Below are 23,976 nucleotides of genomic sequence, written 5' to 3'. Positions count from 1 at the left end.
GGCCTGCTAGTTCAGACTGGCGAGGTAGGCGCACAGCATATCGGCCAAGGCTTCCGAGTAGGCGTGTATCTCCTCCTGCGTGCGCGACGTTTCCGAGAACTGTTTGCCGACTGAACTGAAGGTCGTCATGACCAGATCGCCGGCCAAGGTTCGTACCTTGTCCGTCGCCATGGGCAGGGCTTCGCGCATGAACGCCTCGATGATGCGGTCGGCAGCCGAACGCGTCTCATGCGCTTCGGGTGTGTCGCGGTAGAACGGGGCGGCATCGTTGAGCGCGGTGCGGATCTCGGCCTCGTCACATTCCGAGCGCAGGAAGGCATGGACCAGCAGGCGCAGCCGTTCCAGCGGCGGCTTCTCCATGTCCTGCAGGATGGCGATCAGCATCTTGGTCGTCTGCCGCCACTCGTCCGCCTGCAGCCGAAACAGGATGGACGCCTTGTTCGGAAAGTACTGGTACACCGATCCCACGCTCACGCCGGCACGCTCGGCCACCCGCGTGGTCGTGAAGCGGCGCACGCCCTCCTTCGCCAAAACCTGAATAGCCGCTTCAAGAATGGCTGAAACGAGGTCCGCCGAGCGCGCCTGTTTGGGCTTCCTGCGCGAGGAGATTGGGGCTTTTGCGGGGTCTGCCATAGGGGAGCTTCCGAATGCGAATATGAAACATGAAGGATTCTTCATATTATATCCATACTTCATTCGAAAGGAATCACCATGACAACCCTGACCAATCATCCCGTGGCATCACTGCTCGACCGCCTGTTTGACGAAGCCGACGCCGTGCAGATCGCCGCGATTCCGGCCGTCGCCGAATTGTCCAAGGACGAGCGCGATCGCCTGATGCGCAGCAAGACCGAATACCTCAACCTCTACCATCGGCTGAAGGATGTGCCGCTGCCGGTGTCGCGCCAGACCGGCGAATTGCTGTACATGCTGGCGCGCAGCTGCCGTGCCCGCAATATCGTCGAGTTCGGCACGTCCTTCGGTATCTCGACCTTGTACCTGGCCGCAGCGCTGCGCGACAACGGCGGCGGCCATCTGATCACCAGCGAGTTCGAGCCGACCAAGGTGGTGCGGGCGCGCGGCCACCTGGAGCAAGGCGGCTTGCTCGACCTGGTGGACCTCCGCGCTGGCGATGCGCTGGAAACGCTCGCCAGCGGTCTGCCGGAACAGATCGACCTGCTGCTGCTCGACGGCGCCAAGGCGCTGTACCCGGAGATCCTCGGCCTGGTGCGGAGCCGACTGCGGCCAGGCGCGCTCGTCATCGCGGACAACGCCGACATGAATCCTGACTACGTGGCGCTGGTGCGCTCGCCTGAGTCCGGGTTCATGTCGCTGCCGTTCGCGGAAGATGTCGAACTTTCCGTCTACACCGGTGTGATGGCCTCCTCAAAATAAATCCAACTGACCGGCATCGGCCGCCGCCTTGGCGCGCGCGCCCAGCGGCGGCACCACCAGTGGACGCGTGAATTGCGACGCGTCCATGTTGTGAAAGCGGCTGCCGCGCCCGGTCAGGCCGAGACGTTCGGTGGCGATCTTGAAGCGCTGGCGTATCAGCTCGGCCCACACGCCCTCGCCTTTCATTCGGGCGCCGAACGTGCTGTCATAGTCTTTGCCGCCGCGCATTTCACGCACGCGGTTCATCACGCGCTGGGCCCGCTCGGGGAAGTGCGCTTGCAGCCACTGGTGGAACAGCGGCGCCACTTCCCACGGCAGGCGCAGCACCGTGTAGTGGGCGCTGACGGCGCCGGCCTCCTTCACCGCCTCCAGGATGCGCTCCAGATCGGGCTCGGTGACGAAGGGGATGATGGGCGCGACGCTGACCGCGACCGGAATACCGGCGTCGGTCAAGGTGCGTATCGTGCGCAGGCGGCGTGCCGGCGCGGCGGCGCGCGGCTCCAGCGTGCGTGCGATGGCCGGATCCAGCGTGGTCAGCGTGATGGCGACGCCGGCCTGCTGCCGGGCCGCCATCGCCGACAGGATGTCGATGTCGCGCTCGATCAGCGAGGACTTGGTGATCAGGCCAACAGGGTGCTGGCATTCCTGCAGCACCTCCAGCACGCGGCGGGTGAGCTTGCGCTCGCGCTCGCAGGGCTGGTAGGCGTCCGTGTTGACGCCGAGCGCGATCGAGGCCGGCTCGTAGCTGGCCTTGGCCAGCTCGCGCCGCAGTACTTCCGGCGCGTTGACCTTGGCGAATATCTTGCTCTCGAAGTCCATGCCGGGCGACAGGCCGAGATAGCTGTGCGTCGGCCGCGCGAAGCAATAAATGCAGCCGTGCTCGCAACCCCGGTAAGGATTGAGCGAGACGCTGAACGGCAAGTCCGGCGAGGCGTTGCGGCTGAGGATGGATTTGCAGAGCTCATCCGTGACCTGCGTCTTCCAGGGCGCGGCTTCCTCCTCTTCGCGTTCCCAGCCGTCGTCATACGCCTCGCGGGCGTGGACCTCGAACCGGCCTTGCAGGTTCGACACCGCGCCACGGCCTTTTTGCGCCTTCAGCGAAGGCGGCGGCAGCATCACATGCTCTTGATTGTTTTCATCGTGGTTTTCATTGTAAGACATCGCGGCACCAAACTACTGTATACATATACAGTATTCTAGGCGCTTAGAATGGCGATATCAAGCGAAATGTCAACCGTGTATCGGCCGCTCAGGACTGCCAGCGCGCCATCATCGCATTGAACTCGGCGGCACTGAAGGGTTTGCTCAGGTAATCGTCCATTCCGGCCTCCAGACAGCGCTGGCGATCGCCTTCGATCGCGCTGGCGGTCAGCGCGATCACCGTTGTATGCAGCGCGCCTGCTGCCGCTTCCCGCTCGCGCAGGCGGCGGCAGGCGTCATAGCCGTTCATCACAGGCATCATACAGTCCATCAGCACCAGATCGTAGCGCTGCCGGGCGAACGCGTCCAGCGCTTGCTCGCCATCGGCAACGTCGTCGACCTGCCAGCCTAGCCGCGCCAGCAGAATGTGCGCCAGCTGCCGATTCATTTCGTTGTCTTCCACCAGCAACACGCGGCGCGTGGTCGGCGCCGCCTGCGGCGTAGCCGTCATCGGCGGCGTGGACAGCGCGGGCGACGGCGCACCGACCGGTGCCGGCGCCAGCTTGGCCGGCAAGTCGAATTCGAAACGGGCGCCGGTTCCGGGACTGCTGACACATCCGATATTGCCGCCCATGAGCACAACCAGTTCCCGACAGATCGCCAGCCCGAGGCCGGTTCCGCCATAGCTGGCGCTGATGGCGCCATGGGCCTGGCTGAATGGTTCGAACAGCAGCTTCTGCGCCGACGCGTCAATGCCTATGCCTTGGTCGACGACTGCGTAACGCAAGTGCCAGTAGCTCATTTTCCGGCTGTCGACCACGGCCTCGTATTCCAGAACGACCTTTCCGGATGGCGTAAACTTGATGGCATTGCTGACCAGGTTGCCCAATACCTGGCGGATGCGCGCCGCATCGCCCAGCACCCAAGTCGGCCCGGCACCGGCCCGTACTTCCAGCAGCAGTCCCTTCCGCTCGGCCGCCGCCCGATGCAGCGTCAGCACTTCGTCCAGCTGCGCCGCGGGATTGAAGACTTGCATCTCCAAGGTCATGCGGCCCGATTCGATCTTGGAGAAGTCGAGCACGTCATTGAGGATAACCATCAACTCACGCATGCCTCGGTGCACGTTTTCCGCATAACCACGCGCCACCGGATCGAGCGGCACCTCCAGCATCAGCTCGGACATTCCGACGATGCCGCTCATCGGCGTGCGGATCTCGTGGCTCATCATCGCCAGGAAACGCGACTTGGCCTCACTGGCGGCTTCGGCCTGCTGCCGCAGTTGCCGCGCCTTCGTCGCATCCTGGTCGCGCCGCTGGAGCAAGCGGCGCACCATCCAGCTCGCCGCGAACAGCGCGACCAGTCCTGCCAATGAAACCATACACAACAGACGCAAGTTGCGCCACCAGCCGGCCAGCAGCAGCTCTTCCGTGATGGTGGTGTTGATCACCAAGGGATAGTCCCGCACCTTGCGCACGGCGCCCATGCGAAACACCGGCTTGTCACCGGCGGCTTTGCGGGGTCCCCGCGTGATGCGGACGTCGTTGTCCAGGCCTGCGCTCACCACCGCCGCTGTAATACCGGTGCGCACGCTCTGCCCTGTCAAATTATCCGCCTCCGGCCAGCGCGCCAGCAGCGTCAGATCCGGACCGTACAAGGTGATGGAGGCATGCTGGCTGTCACTGACGCGCCGGAAATAGTCAGTGAAGTAGCTGGTTGAGATCCCCACCAGCAAGACGCCGGCAAAACTGCCGTCGTTATTATTGAGGCGGCGGCTCAGATAGAAAGTCCATTTGCCATTGCCCTTGTTGCGCACCGGCGCGCTGACGAAGGGCTTGATGTCCGCATGGCTGCGGTGCCAGGAGAAATAGTCGCGGTCGGCCAGGTTGATCGCAGGGGCGGGATAGCTGCGTGTAAAGTTCAGCACATCTCCCTTGGCGTCCGCCACGCTGACCACGTCAACCTGCGGCAGCCCAACAATCTTGTCGCGCATGGATTGGTAGAGCTGGGGAGCGCGCAGGGTCGCCGCGTCTCCCCAGGCCAGGTCGGCCTGCACCACATCGGTCACGCCATTCAATACGCCGGAAGCCGACGCCATAATCAGCGCTGTCCCTTCCGCCAGCTGCAGCGAAAGCCTGCTCAGGTTTCGCTGCCAGTCTTCAATCTCGTGTTCGCGCAACACCCAGGCAACACCCAGGGTCGTCACCCCCAGCAAGAGCAACAGGGCCACGCCGACCGCCATGAGCGTGCCACGCATCTCCAGGGCCTTCACAGACGATCTCCCCCGGCATAGTGAAGCGTGCTGTGGGCTACTTCTTGCATCACTTGCGTAAACATCGGCTCCAGCGCCGTCAACGGCGGCATCGGCATGTCGGCGCGCGCACGGCGCTCCACTTCTTGCAGCAGCGCCGTCATCGCATCGGCCCCGACAAGTTGGGTCATCCCCTTGAGTCCGTGGCTGGCGGCGCAGATGTCGGCCGCGGCGCCGCTGCCGAGCGCCAGACGCAAGCGCCCCATCCACGCCGGGGCGGTATCGATGAAGGTTTGCCCCAAGGCCCGGAAACAGTCGCGGTCGGCGCAAGAAAAGCCCCACAGCAGTTGCGGACGAGTCGCCAGGTAGTGGGTTGTCATGCCTTGTCCTCCGGCTGCTTGGGCAGCTCGACAATAAACAGGGCGCCGCCGTTGCCGCCGGCGTCCAGCCAGATACGTCCTTGCATCAACTCGACCAGCTGGCTGGCGATCGCCAGTCCCAGTCCGGCGCCCTCTTTGCAACGGGCAGCCGAGTCGTCGGCCTGCGTGAATTTCTCGAAGATGCGTTGCCTTACCGCCTCCGGCACACCCGGACCGGTATCGCTGACCTCGCAGCGCAGTCCCCCGTTGGGGCCTGGCGCCAGCCGAAGCGCGACCGCGCCGGACTTGGTCGCCGCCACCGCATTGCTGAGCAATATGTCCAGCACACGCGTGAGCTTGGCGCGATCACATCGCCAAAGTTCCGGCAGTCCGGGCGCAGTGGCCGACGTCAGCTGCAGGCCCTTGCTCGCCGCCGCTTCCTCATACCCTGACAGCGCCAGTTTGCCCAGGTCGGCCAGCGCCACCGATTCCAGGTGCAGCGGCTGGCAGCTTGATTCCAGCGCGCTGAGTTCAAGCACCGCGTCGATCAGCCGCAACAGCCGCATGCCCCCAACATGAATCCCGTCGGCAAAGCCGGCAAGGCGGCTGCCCTGCAGTTCATGCTGCAGCAGCTCGGAGTAGCCGAGGATGGCGTTGAGGGGGGTGCGCAATTCGTGGGACATATTGGCAAGGAAGCGCGACTTGGCCAGGTTGGCTGAGATGGCAACAGCACGACTGGCAACCAATCTGCACGACAGCCAGTACAGCGCCCCCGAGAACAGCAGCGTCACCAGCGTGGCACAGCTCGCCAGCATCAGCGAACGTCTGCGTTGCGCCTCATTGCCAGCCATACGCTCCTCGACGTCAATGCTGACCACCGCATACAAAGGAAAACGATCCAGTCTTTGGAAGGCGTAGATGTGCAAGCGGCCATCGGCCGATCGCTCGGGGATCAGCGTGCCGCTGGCGTGATCGCGCATCGCGGCAAACACCTCGGAACGGCTGATATCCTTGCCGAGGCTGTCGTCGCTGCCGACGCGCCGCACGCGCATGATGCCGTCCGTGCCGACGAGGTCGATCGATCCCTGCCTGCCGACGTCGATATCATGATACAGATGGGTGAAGTACATCGGATCGAGCGACGCCACGACGACGCCCTTGAAACGACCGTCGGGATAACTGATGCGCCGCGTCAGTTGCAGCGACCATTTGTTCGACACCCTGCCCAACACCGGCTTGCTCACGTAGAGCTGGTCGTCGTCGGCTTGCAGATGCACGCGGATGTGCTCGCGGTCGGCTACATTGGTGACCTTGAACTGAAGGTTGGACAGCACGACGTCCGAATGCTCGTCCACGATGCTGAACTGGTTGTAGATGTCGCTGGGGCCAAGTCCGTCGCGCAGTTCGCGGGCGATATCGAGCTTTAAGCCCTCGGCGTTGTAGCGGTACCGCAGAAAGACCACGGCCTGGTCGGCCGCCTCCAGCGTGCGCGTAGCATGCTCCCGAAACAGGCGGACCAGGGTGGTGGCGTCGCGTTGGGCGTCGCTGAACACCAGCCTGCGCGCTTCGTCCAGCTGAAGCAGGGTCAGACTCCAGGTCCCCACGGTAACAATCAGCGCAAAGCCGAGCAACAGCCAGCGCATGTCGACCCGCAACAATAGCTTACGCCACATCTCACCTCCGGCTGTTGGTAGTTACCTGATAGAAATAATTACGCAGGTGCCCATGCTGCACGCATCAGCTTTATTTGTCAAATTTAATTAAATTGGTTATCCATCCAGATGATTGCGCCGCGCCTGCTGGGCGCAGCAGGCTTTGATGTATCCGCGCAGTTCGTCGTAATTAATCGGTTTCCGGAAGAACACGACTCCCGGCGGCACGCCGCCCCGTTCGTCAAGCTCTTCCTCGTTCAAGCCCGACAGCATCGCCACATGCATGTGCCCCAGTTCCGGGTCGGCAAGCACAGTCTTGATGACTTCATAGCCGTCGATGCCCTCCATCACGATGTCAGCCAGCAGCACATGGGGCTGCCGGCGGGCGATCTCCATCAGGGCCTGGTAGCCGTTTTCGCAGAACGTCAGGCTGACGGGCAAGCCCCAGGAGGCGAACTGACGCTCGTAGATGGCTCGCTGCATCGGACTATCCTCAACCACGAGCACGCTTGCGGGGCCGTCGTTCAGATTGCCCGGCCGCACTGATTTGGACGACTGGGGCGAGGCTTTGTAGCGCAATACGGCATGCAGCGGTATTCGGCGGTGGCCGCCTTTGGTCTTCCAGGCCTCAATAATACCGGCCTCGACCAGCTGTTGCACCGAGGAGACAGAAACCCCCAGAATTTCCGCCGCGCGCTGCGTGGTGCACACCTCGTCCTCGGGGGAATCGCTTCGCTTACTAGTCACGAACACCTCGCACCAAAATAAATAAATAAATCAAATTAAGCATTTTCACCAAAATTCATTATAATCGATCCCGGCGACACGAATTCTCGAAAAATCATTGACCGTCGCCATTATGCCGCCGAGTCGACAGCTTACCTGACAGTATGAGGCGAATCGTTAAATCCGCTGCAGCGAATGCAGCCAACATCGGGAGTACAGCATGGACGCGGTAACCGCCAACGAGACGCCCACTCGCAGCAATCTGGTATTTGGGCTCGGCCGGGAAGAATACGCGATCGATATCGCACTGGTCCAGGAACTTTGCAGTTATGGGCCCGTCACGCAACTGGCCAACACGCCGGGCTTTATCAAGGGTGTCGTCAATTTGCGCGGCATCATCGTGCCGCTGATCGACCTGCGCATCAGCCTGGGGGTGGGCACCCCGACTTATAACGACAGCACCGTCGTGATCATGCTATCCATCGCCGATGCGATCACCGGCATTGTGGTCGACCGCGTGGCCGATGTGGTCGCACTGGAGCCGGCCCACATCAGGCCGGCGCCACAAATGCACCAGGCCGCCAGCGCCCATGTCATGGCCGTCGGCAGCATCGACGAACGCATGCTCATCATGCTGAACATCGAGGCGATGTTGCACGACCTGCTGACATTACCTGCGCCAGCACTGGCCGCCTGACACCCCGTGAAAAAGGACGCCATATGAACATCCTGATCGTTGACGACAACCAGTCGAACCTGGAGGTGTTTGGCCATATGCTGGAGATGCTGACTGATCAGCCTCCCATCGCCATGCAAGACCCGCTGGCCGCGCTGGACTGGTGCGCTGGCCATGATCCCGATCTGGTGCTGGTCGACTACATGATGCCGGAAATGAACGGTCTTGAGTTCCTCCGCCGTTTTCGCGACCTGCCTGGAAAGCGGCATACACCGCTGGTCATGGTCACCGCCGATACCCAAAACAAGATCCGGCACGAAGCGCTGCGTCTGAGCGCAAACGATTTCCTGACCAAGCCGGTCAATTTTATCGAACTCAACGCCCGGGTCGGCAATCTGCTGGCGCTGCGCGCGGCCCAGCGCCAACTGGAGCAACATGCGCTGAGGTTGGCCGAAGAGGTGCGGCTGGCCACCGCCGAGATCGCAGAACGCGAACGTGAGGCCATCTATCGGCTGTCGCGCGCGGCGGCGGTGCGCGACTCGGAGACCGGCGAACATCTGCTGCGCATGGCCGCGTTCGCTGAACTGATCGCCCGCAACCTCGGTCTGGACGAGGTAGAGTGCGAGCTGATCCGCACCGCGGCGCCCATGCATGACATCGGCAAGCTCGGCGTGCCGGACGCCATCCTGCTCAAGCCTGGCCGCCTCACGCCGGAGGAGCTCGTTATCATGCGCAACCATACGCGCATGGGCGCCGACATCCTGGCCTCCAGCGCCTCGTCATTATTGCAGGTCGGCGCCCAGATCGCCGCGACCCACCATGAACGCTATGACGGTGGCGGCTACCCCGAAGGCCTCGCTGGCGACAATATTCCGCTGTACGGCCGCATCGTGGCCGCAGCCGATGTGTTCGACGCCCTCTGTTCTGCACGCTCCTATAAAAGCAGCTGGTCCTTCGAGAAGGCGCGCGCCACCATGCAAGCGGAGAGCGGCCGACATTTTGACCCCGTCTGCGTCACGGCACTATTCCGCGACGAGGCAGAATTGCTGGCTATTCAACACCGGTATAGCAAGGCCGGAGCAGACCATGCGGAGCAAGGCTGCGAACCCGAACTTGCCGCTCCCTATGTATGAACCGGAACATATCCGGATATCGAGCCGCACCACTTAAAGGCCCAGACCGCGCCGACCGCATCCGCATACCGCAACGAGATTATCTGAAAAAACAGCTGTCGCTTCACCACAAGCATCAAGATTGATCGTCCTGGCACCCCATCCCCGTGCCGCCCAAGCATCGTCATCAGCGTCATCGTCAATGATCGAACACCTCCTGAGCGCAAGGTCTGCTACGACCACGTGCAAGGGAATTCGTTACCACACTGGGGAATACCATGAAAAAACTATCCGTACGAGCTCAGCTTGCAATCGCATTCGGCGCCATGACGCTACTGCTGATCGGCATTGCTGTCCTTTCCATTGTCAACTATCTGCATCAATTCAAGAACTTCGAACATTATGTCAACGGCGTACGCGCGCGCTCCGAACACGCTCACCTGGTACGGGAGGCGGTTGACTTGCGCGCTATCGCAGCAAGAAATCTTGTCCTGCTCACCAATCCGGTCGAGCGCGATGCGGAGGCAAAGATTGTCGCCAAGGCGCAATCGGATGTGATTAAAAATCTTCAGGCGCTCAATGAGCTGGCCAAGGACAGTTCCGTTTCCGAAGATGCCCGCCGTCTGATCGGCAAAATCGACAGCACTGAAAAGCTATATGCGCCCGTCGCCCTGGCCATCGTGGATCTTGCGCTGCACGACAAGAAGGCCGAGGCGATCATCAAAATGAACGAGGAGTGCCGGCCGTTGCTGGCCACATTAATTTCCGTCTCGAACGAGTATGCCGAGTTGACGGCGGCGCGCTCCGCCCAACTGATTGAAGAGGCGAGCGAAGACTTTGCTGCGTCGAGAACCCTACTGCTGCTCGCCAGTGCAATCGCTGTCGTGATGGCGGTCGCAGCCGGCATGCTCATTTCAAGGAGTCTGTTAAAAGCCTTGGGCGCCGAACCAATGGTTCTGTGTGAAGCGGTAACCAAAGTCGCTGATGGCGATCTCAGCTGTGTACTTCCTGTACGGTCAGAGGACACCCGTAGCGTCTTGGCAGCGTTGCAGCGGATGCAGATCTCTCTATCGACTGTGGTGACCTCGGTCCGTCGGGATTCCGAAACGGTCTCCGTGGCGGCGGCGGAAATCTCTTCCGGCAATAACGATCTGTCGAGCCGAACCGAGCAGCAAGCCAGCTCGCTGGAGGAAACGGCGTCGTCGATGGAGGAACTGACGTCCACGGTCAGGCAGAGCGCGGAAAATGCCCGCCAGGCGAACGCGCTGGCGATCACAGCATCCGATTTTGCGACGAAAGGAGGCGCCGTGGTCGACCAGGTGGTTGGCACCATGAGCTCCATCAGCGCCGCATCGCGGGAAATTGTGAATATCATCAGCGTCATAGATGGGATCGCCTTTCAGACCAATATTCTGGCCTTGAATGCGGCAGTCGAAGCGGCACGGGCCGGCGAACAAGGTCGCGGCTTCGCCGTGGTTGCCTCGGAGGTACGCAACCTGGCCCAGCGAAGCGCGAGCGCCGCCAAAGAAATCAAGGCGTTGATCGATAACTCGGTACACCGCGTCGATATCGGAACACAGCTCGCCAATGACGCAGGCCAGACGATGGCGGACGTTGTCAGCAGCGTTAAACAAGTGACCGACATGATTGCGGAGATCATGAGCGCCAGCCTCGAGCAATCTGCGGGAATCGAGCAAGTCAACCAGGCCATTATCGAGATGGACAACGTGACCCAACAAAACGCCTCACTTGTCGAGGAGGCGGCGGCGGCGGCGGAATCGCTGCGGGATCAAGCCGCGAACCTGGTTCAGACAGTGAGCGTCTTCAAAACGCGGAAGGGAAGCGGGGATCAGGAAAATACGCATCAGACAGCACAGCCGCGTAAAACACCGAGCTCCGCCATGAAGGTCGTGGCAACAAACCCTACGCCGCGGCCTCGACTGACCAGCGTTACGACACGTGCGCGTTCAGCTGGTTCAAACACTCAAGCGGCTGTGGCTGATTGGGAAGAGTTCTAGCAAAAAGTATCGTTCCAGTGGAACCCGGGGCCGGCTCGCGTCCAGGACCGGGTTCGGCAACAAAATCCTGTACGCAAACACAGTATTTCAAACGCTTAAAATGATGAAATCAAGCGAAATATCAAAGGTGCATGCTTGCCTTCTTGGGAACCAAGTGGCCGAGCTGGTATCATGCAGGGCTTCCGGGGGACGGAATTTCCCCGCGCCACGCGCGCCCCCAACCCACACCTCGCCAGGATGCCGCCGATGCGGCGTCCCGGCTCACCCGATACGAGCAAACAAAATGAACAATTCGACTCAACCATTGCCGTCGTTTTTTAGCAGGATCTCCATCGCCATCGGCGCGTTTTTCCGCGCGCTGTCCGACGCTGACTACGCCGCCCGCCTGGCCCGCATGGACGACGCTCCACAACCGGCCGCCGCTCCCGTTGCAGCACCTGCCCCGGCGCCCGCACCTGCGCCAACGCCATTGCGCGTGGCCACGCCCGATGCCGCCTTGCAGCTTCTGAGCCTGTTCCAGCGCGAAGCGCGCCTGATCGACTTCACCCAGGAAAACCTGAGCGCCTATTCCGACGCCGACATCGGCGCCGCCGCGCGCGTGGTGCATGAAGGCTGCAGCAAGGTGCTGCGCGAGCACTTCACCATCGAAGCGGTGCGCAGCGAAGCCGAAGGCAGCCGCGTGGTGCTGGAAGAAGGCTTCGACGCCAGCGCCGTGCGCCTGACCGGCAACGTGGTCGGCAGCGCGCCGTTCCGCGGCGCCTTGAGCCATCGCGGCTGGCGCGCCTCCAACGTGCGCCTGCCGAAACTGGCCGAGGCACACGATGCCGCTATCCTGGCGCCGGCGGAGGTGGAATTATGAGCGACCCACGCTACGCCATCGGCATCGACCTTGGCACCACACACAGCGCGCTGTCCTATGTGGACCTGGGCGCCAGCGATGGCGAGAAAACCCAGCACGGCGTGCTGCCCATTCCACAGCTGACCGCGCCGGGCACGGTCGAAGAACTGCCGCTGCTGCCGTCCTTCCTCTACCTGCCGCACGCAGACGAACTGGCGCCGGGCGAATTGAGCCTGCCATGGCCGCAGTCGCCGGAAGAACAAACCGCCGTCGCCGGCGAAATGGCACGCAGCCGTGGCGCCACCACGCCGATCCGCCTGGTCTCCAGCGCCAAGAGCTGGTTGAGCCATCCGGGCGTCGACCGCCGCTCCGCCCTGCTGCCGAACGACGCGCCGGAAGAAGTGTCGCGCGTCTCGCCGCTGGAAGCCTCGACGCGCTACCTGACGCACCTGCGCAAGGCATGGGAGCAGGCCTACCCTGACGCGCCATTCGGCGAGCAGGCAGTGACGGTGACGATCCCTGCATCGTTCGACCCGGGCGCGCGCGAACTGACGGCCGACGCGGCACGCGCCGCCGGCTACACCAACCTGACCTTGCTGGAAGAGCCGCAAGCGGCCCTGTACAGCTGGATCCAGGGCAGCGAAGGCCGCTGGCGCAAGGAAGTCAAGCCGGGCGACATCATCCTGGTGGTGGACGTGGGCGGCGGCACCAGCGACTTCTCGCTGATCGCCGTGCTGGAACGCGACGGCGTACTGGAACCGCACCGCATCGCGGTGGGCGACCACATTCTGCTCGGCGGCGACAATATGGATCTGGCGCTGGCGCACCTGGTGGCGCGCAAGCTGGCCGCCAGCGGCACCCAGCTCGACGCCTGGCAAATGCGCGCGCTGACCTACGGCTGCCGCAGCGCCAAGGAAAAACTGCTGGCCGACGCCAGCGTCGACACCTGGCCTATCGTGGTGCCGAGCCGCGGCTCGAAGCTGATCGGCGGTTCGATCCGCACCGAACTGACGCGCGACGAAGTGACCACCTTCATCCTCGACGGCTTCTTCCCGCAGGTGGATGCGTCGGCCCGTCCGGCGGTGCGCACGCGCGCAGGCCTGACGCAGCTTGGCCTGCCGTATGCGCAGGACGCGGGCATCACGCGCCATCTGGCCGCCTTCCTGGCGCGCCAGTTGGGCGCCACCAGCGAACTGGAAGGCTATGTCGGCAAGCAAGGCGCCGACGCGACCTTCCTGCATCCGACGGCGGTGCTGTTCAACGGCGGCGTGTTCAAGGCGGACCTGCTGTCGCAGCGCATCATGGGGACCATCAACGACTGGCTGTACCTGGAAGGCTCCGAGCCTGCGCGCATGCTGGGCGGCGCGGACCTGGACCTGGCGGTGGCGCGCGGCGCGGCCTACTACAGCTACGTGCGTCGCGGCAGCGGCGTGCGCATTCGCGGCGGTACGGCGCGCGCCTACTACGTGGCGATCGAGTCGTCGATGCCGGCCATCCCCGGCATGGAGCCGCCGATCCAGGCGCTGTGCGTGGCGCCGTTCGGCATGGAGGAAGGCAGCGAGATCGAGCTGCCGAACCAGGAATTCGGCCTGGTGGTCGGTGAGCCGGTGCAGTTCCGCTTCTTCGGCTCGTCGGTGCGCCGCCAGGACCAGATCGGCGATCTGCTGGACTTCTGGAGTCCGGATGAGCTGATCGAGTTGAACGAGATCCAGGCGACGCTGTCGCCGGAAGGCCGTCAGACCAGCGACGTGGTGCAGGTGCGCCTGCATGCCATGGCGACCGAGTCGGGCACGCTGGAACTGCAAGCGGTGGCCAACGACGGCCAGCGCTGGAAGGTGGAGTTCGATGTCCGCGCGGGTGCCCAAGCCTGAGCATGAGTCCATACGTTGTCAGCATCGATCTCGGCACCACCAACACGGTGCTGGCTTATTCGGAGCCGGGCAGCGCGCAGATCCGGCTGTTCGAGATCGAGCAGCTGGTGGCGCCGGGCGAAGTCGGCGCCGGTGCGCTGCTGCCTTCGCTGCGCTATCACCCGGCGCAGGGCGAGCTGGCGGACGGCGATCTGCAACTGCCTTGGCCTTCGGCCGATGTCGCGGGCCTGTCGCAAGTGGTGGTCGGCCGCCTGGCGCGTAAGCTGGGCGCGCAGGTGCCGGGGCGGCTGGTCTCCAGCGCCAAGAGCTGGCTGTCCCATCCCCAGGTGGACCGCATGGCGCCGATACTGCCGTGGGGCGCGGAGGCCGACGTGGCCAAGGTGTCGCCGGTGGCAGCCAGCGCCTCGTATCTGGCGCACGTACGGGCAGCATGGAATGCGCGCTTCCCTGCGCATCCTTTGGAACATCAACAGCTGGTGTTGACGATACCCGCATCGTTTGACGAAGGCGCGCGCGCGTTGACGCTGGAGGCTGCGCGCATGGCCGGCCTGCCTGACCTGCGCCTGCTGGAGGAACCGCAGGCGGCGTTTTACGACTGGCTGTTCCGCCAGCGCGCGACGCTGGCCGCCGACTTGGCGGACACCCGCCTGGTACTGGTGTGCGACGTCGGCGGCGGCACCACCGACTTCAGTCTGATCAAGGTCGAGATGGTCGATGGCCAGCCGCAGATCAGCCGCATCGGCGTGGGCAACCACCTGATACTCGGCGGTGACAATATGGATCTGGCGCTGGCGCATCTGGTCGAGACGCGCATGGCGTCGAATGCAGGCGGTGCGGCCGCGCGTTTGTCCGCCAGCAGCCTGTCGCAACTGGCGGAGCGCTGCCGGGCCGCGAAGGAGCTGCTGCTGGCGGCCGATGCGCCGGAACGCACCACCGTCACCCTGCTCGGCTCAGGCTCGCGCCTGATCGGCGGTTCGCGCTCGGCAGACCTGACGCGCGAGGAAGTCGCAGCCTTGGTGGTGGACGGCTTCTTCCCCCTCAATGAAACGCAGGAACCCGCGCGGCGCGGCCGTGGCGCCATCGTCGAATTCGGCCTGCCCTACGCCAGCGACGCGGCGATCACGCGCCATCTTGCCAGCTTCCTGCGCCAGCACGCGGCTGCCGCGCGCGAGGCGCTGGGCATCGCGGCCGACGACCGCGACGTCGTTCCCATTCCGGATACGCTACTGCTCAATGGTGGCGTGTTCCGCGCCGACGCGCTGGCCAACCGTCTTGAAGCCACGCTGGCCAACTGGCGCGGGCAGCCGCTGCAAGTTCTGCACAACGACAATCCGGATGTGGCGGTGGCGCGCGGCGGTGTCGCCTACGCGCTGGGCCAGGCCGGACAAGCGCCGGTGATCGGCGGCGGCTCGCCGCGCAGCTACTTCCTGCTGCTCGACGACGAAGCCCGCCAGGACAAGCCGCGCCGCGCGATCTGCATCCTGCCGCGCGGCAGTGCGGAGAACCGCGAGATCCTGCTGGCCGACCGCACCTTCGCGCTGCGCCTTGGCCGGCCGGTGCGCTTCCATCTGGCCTCGTCGATCTCCGAAGCCTCGCCGCCGCAAGCCGGTGAGCTGGTCGAGCTGCAAGCCGACGAATACATCCAGCTGCCACCGATCGCCACCGTGCTGCGCGACAGCAGCAGCGCCGACGCCCGCAAGGAGATCCCGGTGCAGCTGGCCGCCACGCTGAGCGAAGTCGGCACGCTGGACGTGCATTGCGTCGCCATCGAAGGCGCACAGCGCTGGCTGCTGGAGTTCCAGCTGCGCGGCGACTCCGCCGTCGATGACGGCGAAGCCGATGCATTGGCGCCGCAGGAAGCGCCGATGCCGGCCGGCTTCGACGCCGCCATCGACAAGATAGATCGCATCTTCGGCAGCCGCGCGCAGCAGGTCGACATCAAGGAAGTCAAGCAGCTGCGCGCGCAGCTCGAACACCTGCTGGGCAGCCGCGAAAGCTGGGCCACGCCGCTGCTGCGCCGCCTGTTTGACGCGTTGATGCAGCGCGCCAAAGGCCGCCGCCGCTCGTCCGAGCATGAGCGTGCGTGGTTGAACCTGAGCGGCTACTGCCTGCGTCCCGGTTTCGGCTACACGCTGGACGAATGGCGCATCGAGCAGCTGTGGGCTATGTTCGACACCGGCATCCAGCACCACAAGGACAGCCAGGTCTGCGCCGAATGGTGGACGCTGTGGCGCCGCGTGGCCGGCGGCCTGAGTGTGGAAGCGCAGCTGCGCGTGCTGGACGATTTCGCCTTCAACGTGCAGGCCGACGCGCAGGAACGTGGACGCCGCGCGCACACGCTGGTCAACGGCAGCGAGGAAGACATGCTGCGCCTGGGCGCATCGCTGGAGCGCATCCCCGGCAACTACAAGGCCGAAATCGGCGCGTGGATGCTGGGCCAGCTGGAAGCGGCGACCAAGGCCGCCGTCAAAGCCGCCGCCAACAAAACCCGCAGCGGCGCAGCCGATGCCGGCAAGGCCGAAGCGGCACAGGCGCGCTTCCTGTGGGGTTTGAGCCGGGTCGGCGCGCGCCAGCCCTTTCACGGCAGCGCGCACGATGTGGTGGAAACAGCCGTCGTCGAACAATGGCTGGCCGCGATCCTGTCGCTGGACTGGAAGAAGGTGGAGCCGGCCGGTTTCGCCGCCGCCCATCTGGCACGCATGACGGGCGATCGCACCCGCGACATCAACGAAACGCTGCGGGCGGAAATCCTGCGGCGCCTTGCCGCCGTTGGCGCGCCTGCCAACTGGAGCGCGATGGTGCGCGAAGTGGTGCAGCTCGATCATGCCGACGAAAAACGCATGCTGGGCGAAGCCCTGCCGCCGGGGCTAAAGCTGATCGCCTGACGGCGGCCGAGCGACATATGCAGCTTGCTGCGCCACGAAACCATCGAAGGCGTCGATCAGCGGATTGAATTTGTTTATATCGTTTTCCAACTGGGCCAGTGCGTAGACCGTGGCCTCCAGCGTGGACAGCTGGTCCGGCAGGTGGGCCTTGCGGATCAGGTAGTGCGACGGCGGCGTATCGCGCAGCGGCAAGCGCGGCAAAGCTTGCAGCGCAGGATTCAGGTACAGCATCTTGCGGCTTTTACGCCAAGTCCCGTCCAGCACCACCAGGCGCAGAAGCTGCGGCTCGCGCAGCCAGTCCGCATCGAATGGCTGCGCTGCGGCCAGGCCCAGCGACTTGTCGGCCACGGTATCGGGATACAGCAGCACGCTGCGGCGCTCGGGCGACAATAGCGCCTGCAAGCGCTCGGGCGCGAATGCCTCGCCCACTTCCAGGCGGCTGCTGGCCAGGCTCAAATGCAGCAGGCGCGCGCTGCCCTTGGCGTTGTTCACTTCCATCGGGTGTTGAAGGATCAGCACCTCCACTTGATTCGGCAGCGCAGCGACCCAGCGGCAGATACAGGTCTGCTGCGGGCGCAGACAGGCGGCGCACAGCGCGCGCGTGGAACGTGGAGAGGATGATGCGGCGGCGCCGTCGGTACTGGTCGTCATAGACCGCCATTGTACCGAATGCGCAGCCGTGCTTAGAACTCTTCCCAGTCGGATTCGCTGGAGGCCGTTGCCGCGCGCTTGGGCGCCGTCGCCAGCGCCTTACTGGCCGGAGCAGCCACCGCCGGCGCAGGACGAAGCGGCCGTACCGCATCGCGCGGGCGCACAGGCGGCAAGGCGCGCGCCTGCGTCGCCATCTGCGCTGCATCGAGCTTGAACACGCTGACCACGTCGGCCAGTTTGGCCGATTGCTCCTGCATCGATTCGGCCGCCGCTGCGGCCTCCTCCACCAGCGCCGCGTTCTGCTGCGTTACCTGATCCATCTGCGTGATCGCGTCGTTCACCTGCGCGATGCCGATGCTCTGCTCTTCGCTGGCGTGGCTGATCTGGGTCATGATCTGCGTGACACGGCCGATGCTGACGACGATTTCGCTCATCGTCTGGCCGGCCTTGTCGACCAGGTCCGAGCCCTGCGCCACCTTCAGCACCGAATCGTCGATCAAGCCCTTGATGTCCTTGGCGGCCGCGGCCGAGCGCTGCGCCAGGTTGCGTACTTCGGATGCCACCACCGCGAAGCCGCGTCCCTGCTCGCCGGCGCGCGCCGCTTCCACCGCCGCGTTCAAGGCCAGGATATTGGTCTGGAAGGCGATGCTGTCGATGACCGAAATGATGTCGACGATCTTGCGCGACGAGTCATTGATCGAGCCCATGGTGCTGACCACTTGCCCCACCACGGCGCCGCCACGGCTGGCAATCTCCGATGCGGTGACGGCCAGCTTGTTGGCCTCGCGCGCGTTCTCGGCGTTGAAGCGCACGGTCGATGTCAGCTCCTCCATCGAGGATGCGGTTTCCTGCAAGGAGCTGGCTTGCTGCTCGGTGCGCGAAGACAGGTCGTGGTTGCCGGCGGCGATCTCGGTGGAGGCGTTGGCCATCAAGTCGGTGCCGTTGCGCACCTGGCCGACGATGTTGACCAGGTTGGTGTTCATGGTTTTAAGGGCGTTCATCAACTGGCCGGTTTCATCGTTGCTGCTGACCTGGATGTCGCTGGTCAGGTCGCCCGATGACACGGTCTCCGCCACCTTCACCGCTTCGTTGATCGGATTGGTGATGGTACGCGTGATCCACCATGCGGCGAATACGCCCATGACAATCGCGGCCAATCCCAGCAACACCAGCAAGGTACGGCCGCTGGTGTACTGCTGCTGGATTTCGACTGCCGCCTGGTCCAGCAATTCCGCCTGCTTGTCGGAGAATTTTTTCAGCGCGTCGAGGTAGAGGACGCGGCTTTGCGCCATGTCGCCCTCGTAGAGGCTCTTGCCCTTTTCCAGATCGCCGGCATTCTTGGCGGCGAAGACGGCCTTGCGGATCTCGGTGTAGGTCTTGCGCGTATCAAGCACCTTCTTGAACAGGGGCTTGAGCTCCTCGTCCTCGATGCTGGCGCCGATCTGGTCCTGGATCTTGGTCGCGCGGCCGGAGGACTCGGCCATCATGCCTTCCAGTTTCTTCTGGTCGGCGGGATCGGCGACCATCCAGGCGCCGGTGGTGCGGGCGGCGTTCACCTCGATGATCTTGCCCCACTCCGCGATCAGCCGCTCGTCGCGGATCTTCTCGTTGATCATGCGGTCGGTCAGCGAACTGGCGCTGCTCAGCCGGAGGATGCCGATGATGGTCATCGCCGTCAGCATCAACAGGATGAGCGAAAAGCCAAAACCGAGGCGAGTGCCGATTTTCAGGTTGTTCATAGCTGTCCTCGAAATGAAGATGAATGGACCTTTCAATCCATGCTAGCACCATTTGAAGGAAAACTATAGCTCCAAAGGAAATATTTCCTCAGGGATATTACTCATTCGAAGGCGGTTTGCGCGCCCAACAGCTCCTCGACGCTGGAGATGGCGGCGGGATCCTTGATCACGGCGCGCAGCCAGACGTGCAGCGGCATGTCGCCCCAACTGGCGGCCTTGTCGGCCAGGTAGGCCACGGGGCTGTGCGGCTCGGTGCGGCGGAAGAAATCGGCGACCAGCCGCAGCTGCGCCAGCGCCTGGCGACGGTCTTGCGGCGTCCCGCTGGCAACCACCGCCGGCTGTCCTGCCGCGGCGTCGCCAGCGGCGGCCAACGCCGGCACACTGCCCACCGGGGCCACGCTGCGGATCACGGCCTGCAAGCAGTCCTTGGCGGCGCTGAAGCCCGGACCGTCCGCGCCCAGGCGCTGGTCGACGATGCCTTCCAGGGCGGCCAGCATGGCGAGGCAGTATTCGGCGTCCGGCAGCAGGGCCGCGCCTTCCGCCAGCGGTATCTCCTTGACCAGCACCGGTGTGCGGGCCAGGAGCCAGAACAGGTTACCGATGCGCTGCTCGTAGTCGCCGTCGTCGGCGGCCGGGTACATGCCGTCCCAATAGTGCTCGCACAATCCGCTCAGCACCGCATAGCCGTCGCCCAGGCCGCGCAGGCCGCGCGTTTTGGCGAGGGCCTCGGCCAGCCAGACGGCCAGTCGCATGTCCTTGCTGCGGCTGGCGATCATGCCGGCGCTGCGGCTGGCGACCAGCGGCCAATCGGCTTCCTTCAGGGCGGAGATCCATTCGCCCTGGTCCAGCGTGGGGTCGTCGTGCACGCGCGCCTGCGCGATCTGGTCCACCTCCACGCTGAAGGCGACGTCTTCTCCGCAGGGTTGCGCTGCGCTGATGGGCTGTAGCAGTTGAGCGATGCTGAACATGGTCCGCCTCCGGGCTATCTGATGGTGTATTTGAACTGGCCCTGCTTGCTGGCGCCGACCTTGATCTTGCCGATGGCAGCGCCTTCCGACATCCGCTGCAACACCGCCTCGGCGATCTCCGGCAGCAGGCTGCCGTTGAGGATATGGTCGACGTTGCGCGCGCCGGAATCGACCTCGGTGCAGCGGGCCAGCACCGCTTCAACCAGCGCCTGGTCGTAGCTGAATTCCGCGTGGTGGTGGTCGCGGATGCGCTGGCCGATGCGATCCAGCTTGAGCGCGATGATCTGCACCAGCACCGCGTCCGGTATCGGGTAGTACGGCACCACTTTCAGGCGGCCCAGGAAGGCCGGCTTGAAATGCTTGACCAGGTGGGGCCGCAGCAGCGCTTCAAGCACGGTATCGGACGGCGGCGTTTCCTGATTCAGGCAAGCCTGCATGATGGCGGCCGAACCGGCGTTGGAGGTGGCGATGATGATGGTGTTGCGGAAGTCGATCTCGCGCCCCTCCGCATCGTCCATCACGCCCTTGTCGAAGACCTGGAAAAATAGCTCGGTCACGTCCGGGTGGGCCTTTTCGATTTCGTCCAGCAGCACCACGCTGTAGGGATTGCGGCGCACCGCTTCAGTCAATACGCCCCCCTGCCCGTAGCCGACGTAACCCGGCGGCGAACCTTTCAGGCCGGAGACGCTGTGTGCTTCCTGGTATTCGCTCATATTGATGGTGAGGAGTTTGCGCTCGCCGCCGTACAGCAGGTCCGCCAGCGCCAGCGCGGTTTCGGTCTTGCCGACGCCGGACGGGCCGACGAACAGGAATACGCCCTTGGGTTTGTTGGGGTCGTCCAGGTTGGCGCGCGCGGTGCGCACGCGCTGGGCCACGGCGGCGATGGCGTGGTCCTGGCCGAGGATACGGGTCTGTAGCGCATCCTGGAGTTTGAGCACGGTACGGATCTCGTCCTTGACCATTTTCCCCAGCGGGATGCCGGTCCAGCCAGAGACGATGGCGGCAACGGTGGCGGCGTCCACGTCGACCGGCACCATCGGCGTTTCGCCTTGCAGCGCCGCCAGCTCGGCACGTAATGCATGGGTCTCCGCCGCGCCGTTCGCGGCGACCCGCTCACGCGCGATGGCGGCGACGATCGATTGCTCGCGTTGCCAGCGCTCGTTGTGCTGCGCGTGCTCCACCTTGAGCGCGGCGTGCGCTTCGTCCAGCTGGCGCAAGCGCTGCGCGTGCGCGTGACCGTCGTCCTCGCGCTTCAAGGCGGCGATTTCAACACATAGCCGCTCCATGCTCCTGGCGGCGTTCTCCAGCAGGGACGGCGTTCCGCTCTGCGCCAGCGCGACACGGGCGCAGGCGGTATCGAGCACGCTGACCGCCTTGTCCGGCAGCTGGCGGCCACTGATGTAGCGGTGCGACAGCCGCACCGCTTCGGTCACGGCCTCGTCGCGGATGCGGATGCCGAAGTGCCGTTCCATCAGCGGCGTCATGGCGCGCAGCATGGCGCTGGCGATTTCCTCGCTCGGCTCATCGACTTTGACCACCTGGAAGCGCCGCGCCAGCGCGGCATCCTTCTCGAAGTACTTCTTGTATTCGCTCCAGGTGGTCGCGGCGATGGTGCGCAACTCACCCCGCGCCAGTGCCGGCTTGAGCAGGTTGGCCGCATCGTTCTGGCCCGCCTGGCCGCCCGCGCCTATCATCGTGTGGGCTTCGTCGATGAACAGGATGATGGCGTGCGGACTTTGCTTGACCTCTTCGATGACGTTTTTCAGGCGGTTCTCGAACTCGCCCTTGACGCTGGCCCCTGCCTGCAACAAGCCCATATCCAGCGTGCGGATCTCCACGCCTTTCAGCACGTCGGGCACGTCGTCACCAGCGATGCGCAGCGCCAGTCCCTCCACCACGGCGGTCTTGCCGACGCCGGCCTCGCCGGTCAGGATGGGATTGTTCTGGCGACGGCGCATCAGGATATCGATGGTCTGCCGTATCTCAACCTCGCGGCCGATGACGGGATCGAGCTTGCCGCTGCGCGCTAACTGCGTCAGGCTGGTGGTGTACTGATCGAGCGCCGGCGTGCGCGGGCCGCCTTGCGGCGCCAGGTCGGCAAGCGCGGTGGCGGTGGTTGCGTCGGCTGCGGCCGTTTCTTCCTGCGAGCCATGGGTATATTTCTCCAGCTTGTGCTTGACCTCATCGATGGGAATCTCTCCGAACAGCGGCGAGGCGCGCTGCGCCAGCTGTGACAACTCCGGCTCCGTCAGCAGCGCGACCAGCAGGTGCGCGCTGCGGATGCGGTCCGGCTGCGGCGTGGCCAGCGATGCGATCAGCCACGCGTGCTCCAGCAGCAGCGGCAACTGCCGCGAGAACACCGGCGTGCGGGTGCTGCCGGTCTTGAACTGGCTGACTTCATGGTGCAGGTCCGCTTCCAGCGCTTCGGTGCTGACGCCGCATTGGCGGACGATCAGCGCCACATCGCAGCGTTGCTGCTCCAGCAAGGCCAGGAACAGATGTTCGACTTCCACTTCATACTGGCCCAGCGCCACGCAGATGCTGGCGGCGCGCGTGGCGGCCAGGCGGGTGGTGTCATTGAGCTTGCCGATCAGGATTTTCAGGTTGAGATTCATGCTCACGCTCCGCGGGTGCTGCGATTGATTGAATAGTGCAGCGATGAGGGTTGCAGGACGGCGTCGAAATTGACCGCCTCGCGCATTGGCAATCCAGCCAGCGTTGCGCTGATGGCGAAGCTGACGCGGTTGATCGAGCCGATCTCGCGCTCCAGGCGCGCCTGCACGTTGCGCAGCCGGGGTTCATGGCGTTCGATGGCGGCCTTGAGGCAGGCGCAGATGCGAGCCCGGTCCTCGCTGCTGCTCAGGCACATGCCGGCGAAGTCGATCAGTCCGTAGTTGACGATGGAACCGGCGCATTCGGGATAGGCGTTCAGCAGTTCTTCGGATAGCGCGCAGCGGGTATTGAGCAGATCCTCCAGGTCGCGTGCCACGGTGTCCTTCCACTGCTCCAGCGACAGGCCCGCGCCGTTGCGGGCTTGGCTGCCCTGCGGGTCCAGCAAACGGTCGAACAGGCCGGGAGTAAAGCCATTCATCGCATGCTTTCAAAAAAAGGCCAGGCCGGGCCGGCCTGGCCATAAAACGCGCACCACGACGGATCGCCGCACGATCCGCCAGGCGCGCAGGGGAACAAGATTCAGACGATGCGGTTGCTGGCCAGGTCCCAGCCGCCGGAGGTGTTGCCGCCGGCGCCACCGCTGATTTTCTGTTGCGTGTACTTCCACTTGACCTTCGAGAATTTCAGCGCCACGTCTTCGGTCAGGATGTCGCCTTCCTCAACGGACGGCGAGACGGCGCCGATCAGCACATTTTCGATTTCGATCTCGAAGTACTTCACGCGCTCACCCTGGGCGTCGGCGCGCATGAACTCGAACCTGGCCTTGGGGATGGTGCGGCCCGCCGAACAGGTTTGCAGCAAGATCGGAGAGGACAAATCGGCCAGTTTGGAGAGCACGATGTCGCGATGCTCGCAGCGTTCCGCCGTGTGGCCGCCCCCGGTGGAAGCGGTGGCCGATTTCGGCTGCTCCACGCCGAAGCTCACCGATTTGCATTCGATCCAGTCCTTGTGCCGGTCGTCGTTGGACTCGCCCTTGATACCATCAATGTACAGATAGACGTCGATTGCCATTGCATGCTCCTGTC

The 23,976-nt window shown here is 64.1% G+C and carries 19 protein-coding genes; 7 read left to right on the top strand and 12 right to left on the bottom strand.

The genetic code is table 11. The annotated features are described in order from the left end of the window. Nucleotides 1–6 precede the first annotated feature (6 nt). Entirely contained in the window at nt 7–633 is a 627-nt protein-coding gene (locus tag RUGAMON1_RS00420; RefSeq protein ID WP_445228650.1) for a TetR/AcrR family transcriptional regulator, read from the bottom strand. 78 nt (nt 634–711) lie between these two features. Here RUGAMON1_RS00420 and RUGAMON1_RS00415 point away from each other — a divergent pair, with 78 nt between their 5' ends. After that, entirely contained in the window at nt 712–1,395 is a 684-nt protein-coding gene (locus RUGAMON1_RS00415; protein ID WP_445228649.1) for an O-methyltransferase, read from the top strand. Here the strand turns inward: RUGAMON1_RS00415 and RUGAMON1_RS00410 are convergent. From RUGAMON1_RS00410 to RUGAMON1_RS00390, 5 genes are all read right to left on the bottom strand, one after another. Next, nucleotides 1,387–2,511, bottom strand: a complete 1,125-nt coding sequence (locus tag RUGAMON1_RS00410) for a PA0069 family radical SAM protein (protein WP_445229241.1) — start codon at nt 2,509–2,511, stop codon at nt 1,387–1,389. The two genes, RUGAMON1_RS00415 and RUGAMON1_RS00410, sit on opposite strands and share 9 nt — an antisense overlap. 133 nt (nt 2,512–2,644) lie before the next feature. Next, nucleotides 2,645–4,804, bottom strand: coding sequence for a hybrid sensor histidine kinase/response regulator (locus RUGAMON1_RS00405; RefSeq protein ID WP_445228648.1), 2,160 nt, complete (start codon nt 4,802–4,804; stop codon nt 2,645–2,647). Continuing rightward, nucleotides 4,801–5,163, bottom strand: coding sequence for an Hpt domain-containing protein (locus RUGAMON1_RS00400; RefSeq protein ID WP_445228647.1), 363 nt, complete (start codon nt 5,161–5,163; stop codon nt 4,801–4,803). The genes RUGAMON1_RS00405 and RUGAMON1_RS00400 overlap by 4 nt, the downstream gene beginning before the upstream one ends. Then, nucleotides 5,160–6,815: a sensor histidine kinase gene (locus tag RUGAMON1_RS00395; protein WP_445228646.1), complete on the bottom strand. Its 1,656-nt coding sequence runs from the start codon at nt 6,813–6,815 to the stop codon at nt 5,160–5,162. The genes RUGAMON1_RS00400 and RUGAMON1_RS00395 overlap by 4 nt, the downstream gene beginning before the upstream one ends. A 96-nt stretch (nt 6,816–6,911) precedes the next feature. Further along, nucleotides 6,912–7,541 carry a response regulator gene (locus RUGAMON1_RS00390; protein WP_445228645.1) on the bottom strand — a complete coding sequence of 210 codons (630 nt, stop codon included), beginning with the start codon at nt 7,539–7,541 and terminating at the stop codon, nt 6,912–6,914. Nucleotides 7,542–7,740: 199 nt separating this feature from the next. Between RUGAMON1_RS00390 and RUGAMON1_RS00385 the strand changes: the two genes are divergently transcribed. From RUGAMON1_RS00385 to RUGAMON1_RS00360, 6 genes are all read left to right on the top strand, one after another. Continuing rightward, nucleotides 7,741–8,217 carry a chemotaxis protein CheW gene (locus RUGAMON1_RS00385; protein WP_445228644.1) on the top strand — a complete coding sequence of 159 codons (477 nt, stop codon included), beginning with the start codon at nt 7,741–7,743 and terminating at the stop codon, nt 8,215–8,217. Between the two features lie 23 nt (nt 8,218–8,240). Then, nucleotides 8,241–9,329: an HD-GYP domain-containing protein gene (locus RUGAMON1_RS00380; protein WP_445228643.1), complete on the top strand. Its 1,089-nt coding sequence runs from the start codon at nt 8,241–8,243 to the stop codon at nt 9,327–9,329. A gap of 257 nt (nt 9,330–9,586) precedes the next feature. Continuing rightward, complete coding sequence (locus RUGAMON1_RS00375; protein WP_445228642.1) at nt 9,587–11,326, top strand: methyl-accepting chemotaxis protein; 1,740 nt, start codon at nt 9,587–9,589, stop codon at nt 11,324–11,326. 283 nt (nt 11,327–11,609) lie between these two features. Then, nucleotides 11,610–12,185 (top strand): DUF2760 domain-containing protein, encoded by a 576-nt coding sequence (locus RUGAMON1_RS00370; protein ID WP_445228641.1) that lies wholly within the window; start codon nt 11,610–11,612, stop codon nt 12,183–12,185. Beyond that, nucleotides 12,182–14,035: an Hsp70 family protein gene (locus RUGAMON1_RS00365; RefSeq protein WP_445228640.1), complete on the top strand. Its 1,854-nt coding sequence runs from the start codon at nt 12,182–12,184 to the stop codon at nt 14,033–14,035. Before RUGAMON1_RS00370 ends, RUGAMON1_RS00365 begins: the two co-directional genes overlap by 4 nt. 2 nt (nt 14,036–14,037) lie before the next feature. Further along, nucleotides 14,038–16,920, top strand: coding sequence for an Hsp70 family protein (locus RUGAMON1_RS00360; RefSeq protein ID WP_445228639.1), 2,883 nt, complete (start codon nt 14,038–14,040; stop codon nt 16,918–16,920). Here the strand turns inward: RUGAMON1_RS00360 and RUGAMON1_RS00355 are convergent. The 6 genes from RUGAMON1_RS00355 to RUGAMON1_RS00330 form a co-directional block, all read right to left on the bottom strand. Then, entirely contained in the window at nt 16,903–17,571 is a 669-nt protein-coding gene (locus RUGAMON1_RS00355) for a tRNA-uridine aminocarboxypropyltransferase (protein ID WP_445228638.1), read from the bottom strand. The genes RUGAMON1_RS00360 and RUGAMON1_RS00355 overlap by 18 nt on opposite strands. 32 nt (nt 17,572–17,603) lie before the next feature. Continuing rightward, nucleotides 17,604–19,310, bottom strand: a complete 1,707-nt coding sequence (locus tag RUGAMON1_RS00350) for a methyl-accepting chemotaxis protein (RefSeq protein WP_445228637.1) — start codon at nt 19,308–19,310, stop codon at nt 17,604–17,606. 101 nt (nt 19,311–19,411) lie between these two features. Further along, a complete protein-coding gene (gene tssA / locus RUGAMON1_RS00345) occupies nt 19,412–20,278 on the bottom strand; it encodes a type VI secretion system protein TssA (protein ID WP_445228636.1) in 867 nt (288 codons plus the stop codon). Nucleotides 20,279–20,292: 14 nt separating this feature from the next. Next, nucleotides 20,293–22,893: a type VI secretion system ATPase TssH gene (tssH, locus tag RUGAMON1_RS00340; RefSeq protein ID WP_445228635.1), complete on the bottom strand. Its 2,601-nt coding sequence runs from the start codon at nt 22,891–22,893 to the stop codon at nt 20,293–20,295. A 2-nt stretch (nt 22,894–22,895) separates the two neighbouring features. After that, nucleotides 22,896–23,369, bottom strand: a complete 474-nt coding sequence (gene tssE, locus RUGAMON1_RS00335) for a type VI secretion system baseplate subunit TssE (RefSeq protein WP_445228634.1) — start codon at nt 23,367–23,369, stop codon at nt 22,896–22,898. Nucleotides 23,370–23,470: 101 nt separating this feature from the next. Beyond that, nucleotides 23,471–23,962, bottom strand: a complete 492-nt coding sequence (locus tag RUGAMON1_RS00330; RefSeq protein WP_445228633.1) for an Hcp family type VI secretion system effector — start codon at nt 23,960–23,962, stop codon at nt 23,471–23,473. Between the last annotated feature and the right edge of the window lie 14 nt (nt 23,963–23,976).

The organism is Duganella rhizosphaerae, from assembly GCF_040364205.1.
In the GTDB taxonomy this organism is placed as follows: domain Bacteria; phylum Pseudomonadota; class Gammaproteobacteria; order Burkholderiales; family Burkholderiaceae_D; genus Rugamonas; species Rugamonas rhizosphaerae.
The sequence above is the reverse complement of the archived record's forward strand: the minus strand, read 5'-3'. Positions and strand labels throughout refer to the sequence as shown.

Coding starts and splice junctions, on each gene's coding strand:
- RUGAMON1_RS00380 (WP_445228643.1), top strand. CDS start 8,241: ATGAACATCCTGATCGTTGACGACAACCAGTCGAACCTGGAGGTGTTT.
- RUGAMON1_RS00355 (WP_445228638.1), bottom strand. CDS start 17,571: ATGACGACCAGTACCGACGGCGCCGCCGCATCATCCTCTCCACGTTCC.
- tssA (WP_445228636.1), bottom strand. CDS start 20,278: ATGTTCAGCATCGCTCAACTGCTACAGCCCATCAGCGCAGCGCAACCC.
- RUGAMON1_RS00370 (WP_445228641.1), top strand. CDS start 11,610: ATGAACAATTCGACTCAACCATTGCCGTCGTTTTTTAGCAGGATCTCC.
- RUGAMON1_RS00395 (WP_445228646.1), bottom strand. CDS start 6,815: ATGTGGCGTAAGCTATTGTTGCGGGTCGACATGCGCTGGCTGTTGCTC.
- RUGAMON1_RS00365 (WP_445228640.1), top strand. CDS start 12,182: ATGAGCGACCCACGCTACGCCATCGGCATCGACCTTGGCACCACACAC.
- RUGAMON1_RS00330 (WP_445228633.1), bottom strand. CDS start 23,962: ATGGCAATCGACGTCTATCTGTACATTGATGGTATCAAGGGCGAGTCC.
- RUGAMON1_RS00415 (WP_445228649.1), top strand. CDS start 712: ATGACAACCCTGACCAATCATCCCGTGGCATCACTGCTCGACCGCCTG.
- RUGAMON1_RS00375 (WP_445228642.1), top strand. CDS start 9,587: ATGAAAAAACTATCCGTACGAGCTCAGCTTGCAATCGCATTCGGCGCC.
- tssH (WP_445228635.1), bottom strand. CDS start 22,893: ATGAATCTCAACCTGAAAATCCTGATCGGCAAGCTCAATGACACCACC.
- tssE (WP_445228634.1), bottom strand. CDS start 23,369: ATGAATGGCTTTACTCCCGGCCTGTTCGACCGTTTGCTGGACCCGCAG.
- RUGAMON1_RS00420 (WP_445228650.1), bottom strand. CDS start 633: ATGGCAGACCCCGCAAAAGCCCCAATCTCCTCGCGCAGGAAGCCCAAA.
- RUGAMON1_RS00410 (WP_445229241.1), bottom strand. CDS start 2,511: ATGCTGCCGCCGCCTTCGCTGAAGGCGCAAAAAGGCCGTGGCGCGGTG.
- RUGAMON1_RS00400 (WP_445228647.1), bottom strand. CDS start 5,163: ATGACAACCCACTACCTGGCGACTCGTCCGCAACTGCTGTGGGGCTTT.
- RUGAMON1_RS00360 (WP_445228639.1), top strand. CDS start 14,038: ATGAGTCCATACGTTGTCAGCATCGATCTCGGCACCACCAACACGGTG.
- RUGAMON1_RS00385 (WP_445228644.1), top strand. CDS start 7,741: ATGGACGCGGTAACCGCCAACGAGACGCCCACTCGCAGCAATCTGGTA.
- RUGAMON1_RS00350 (WP_445228637.1), bottom strand. CDS start 19,310: ATGAACAACCTGAAAATCGGCACTCGCCTCGGTTTTGGCTTTTCGCTC.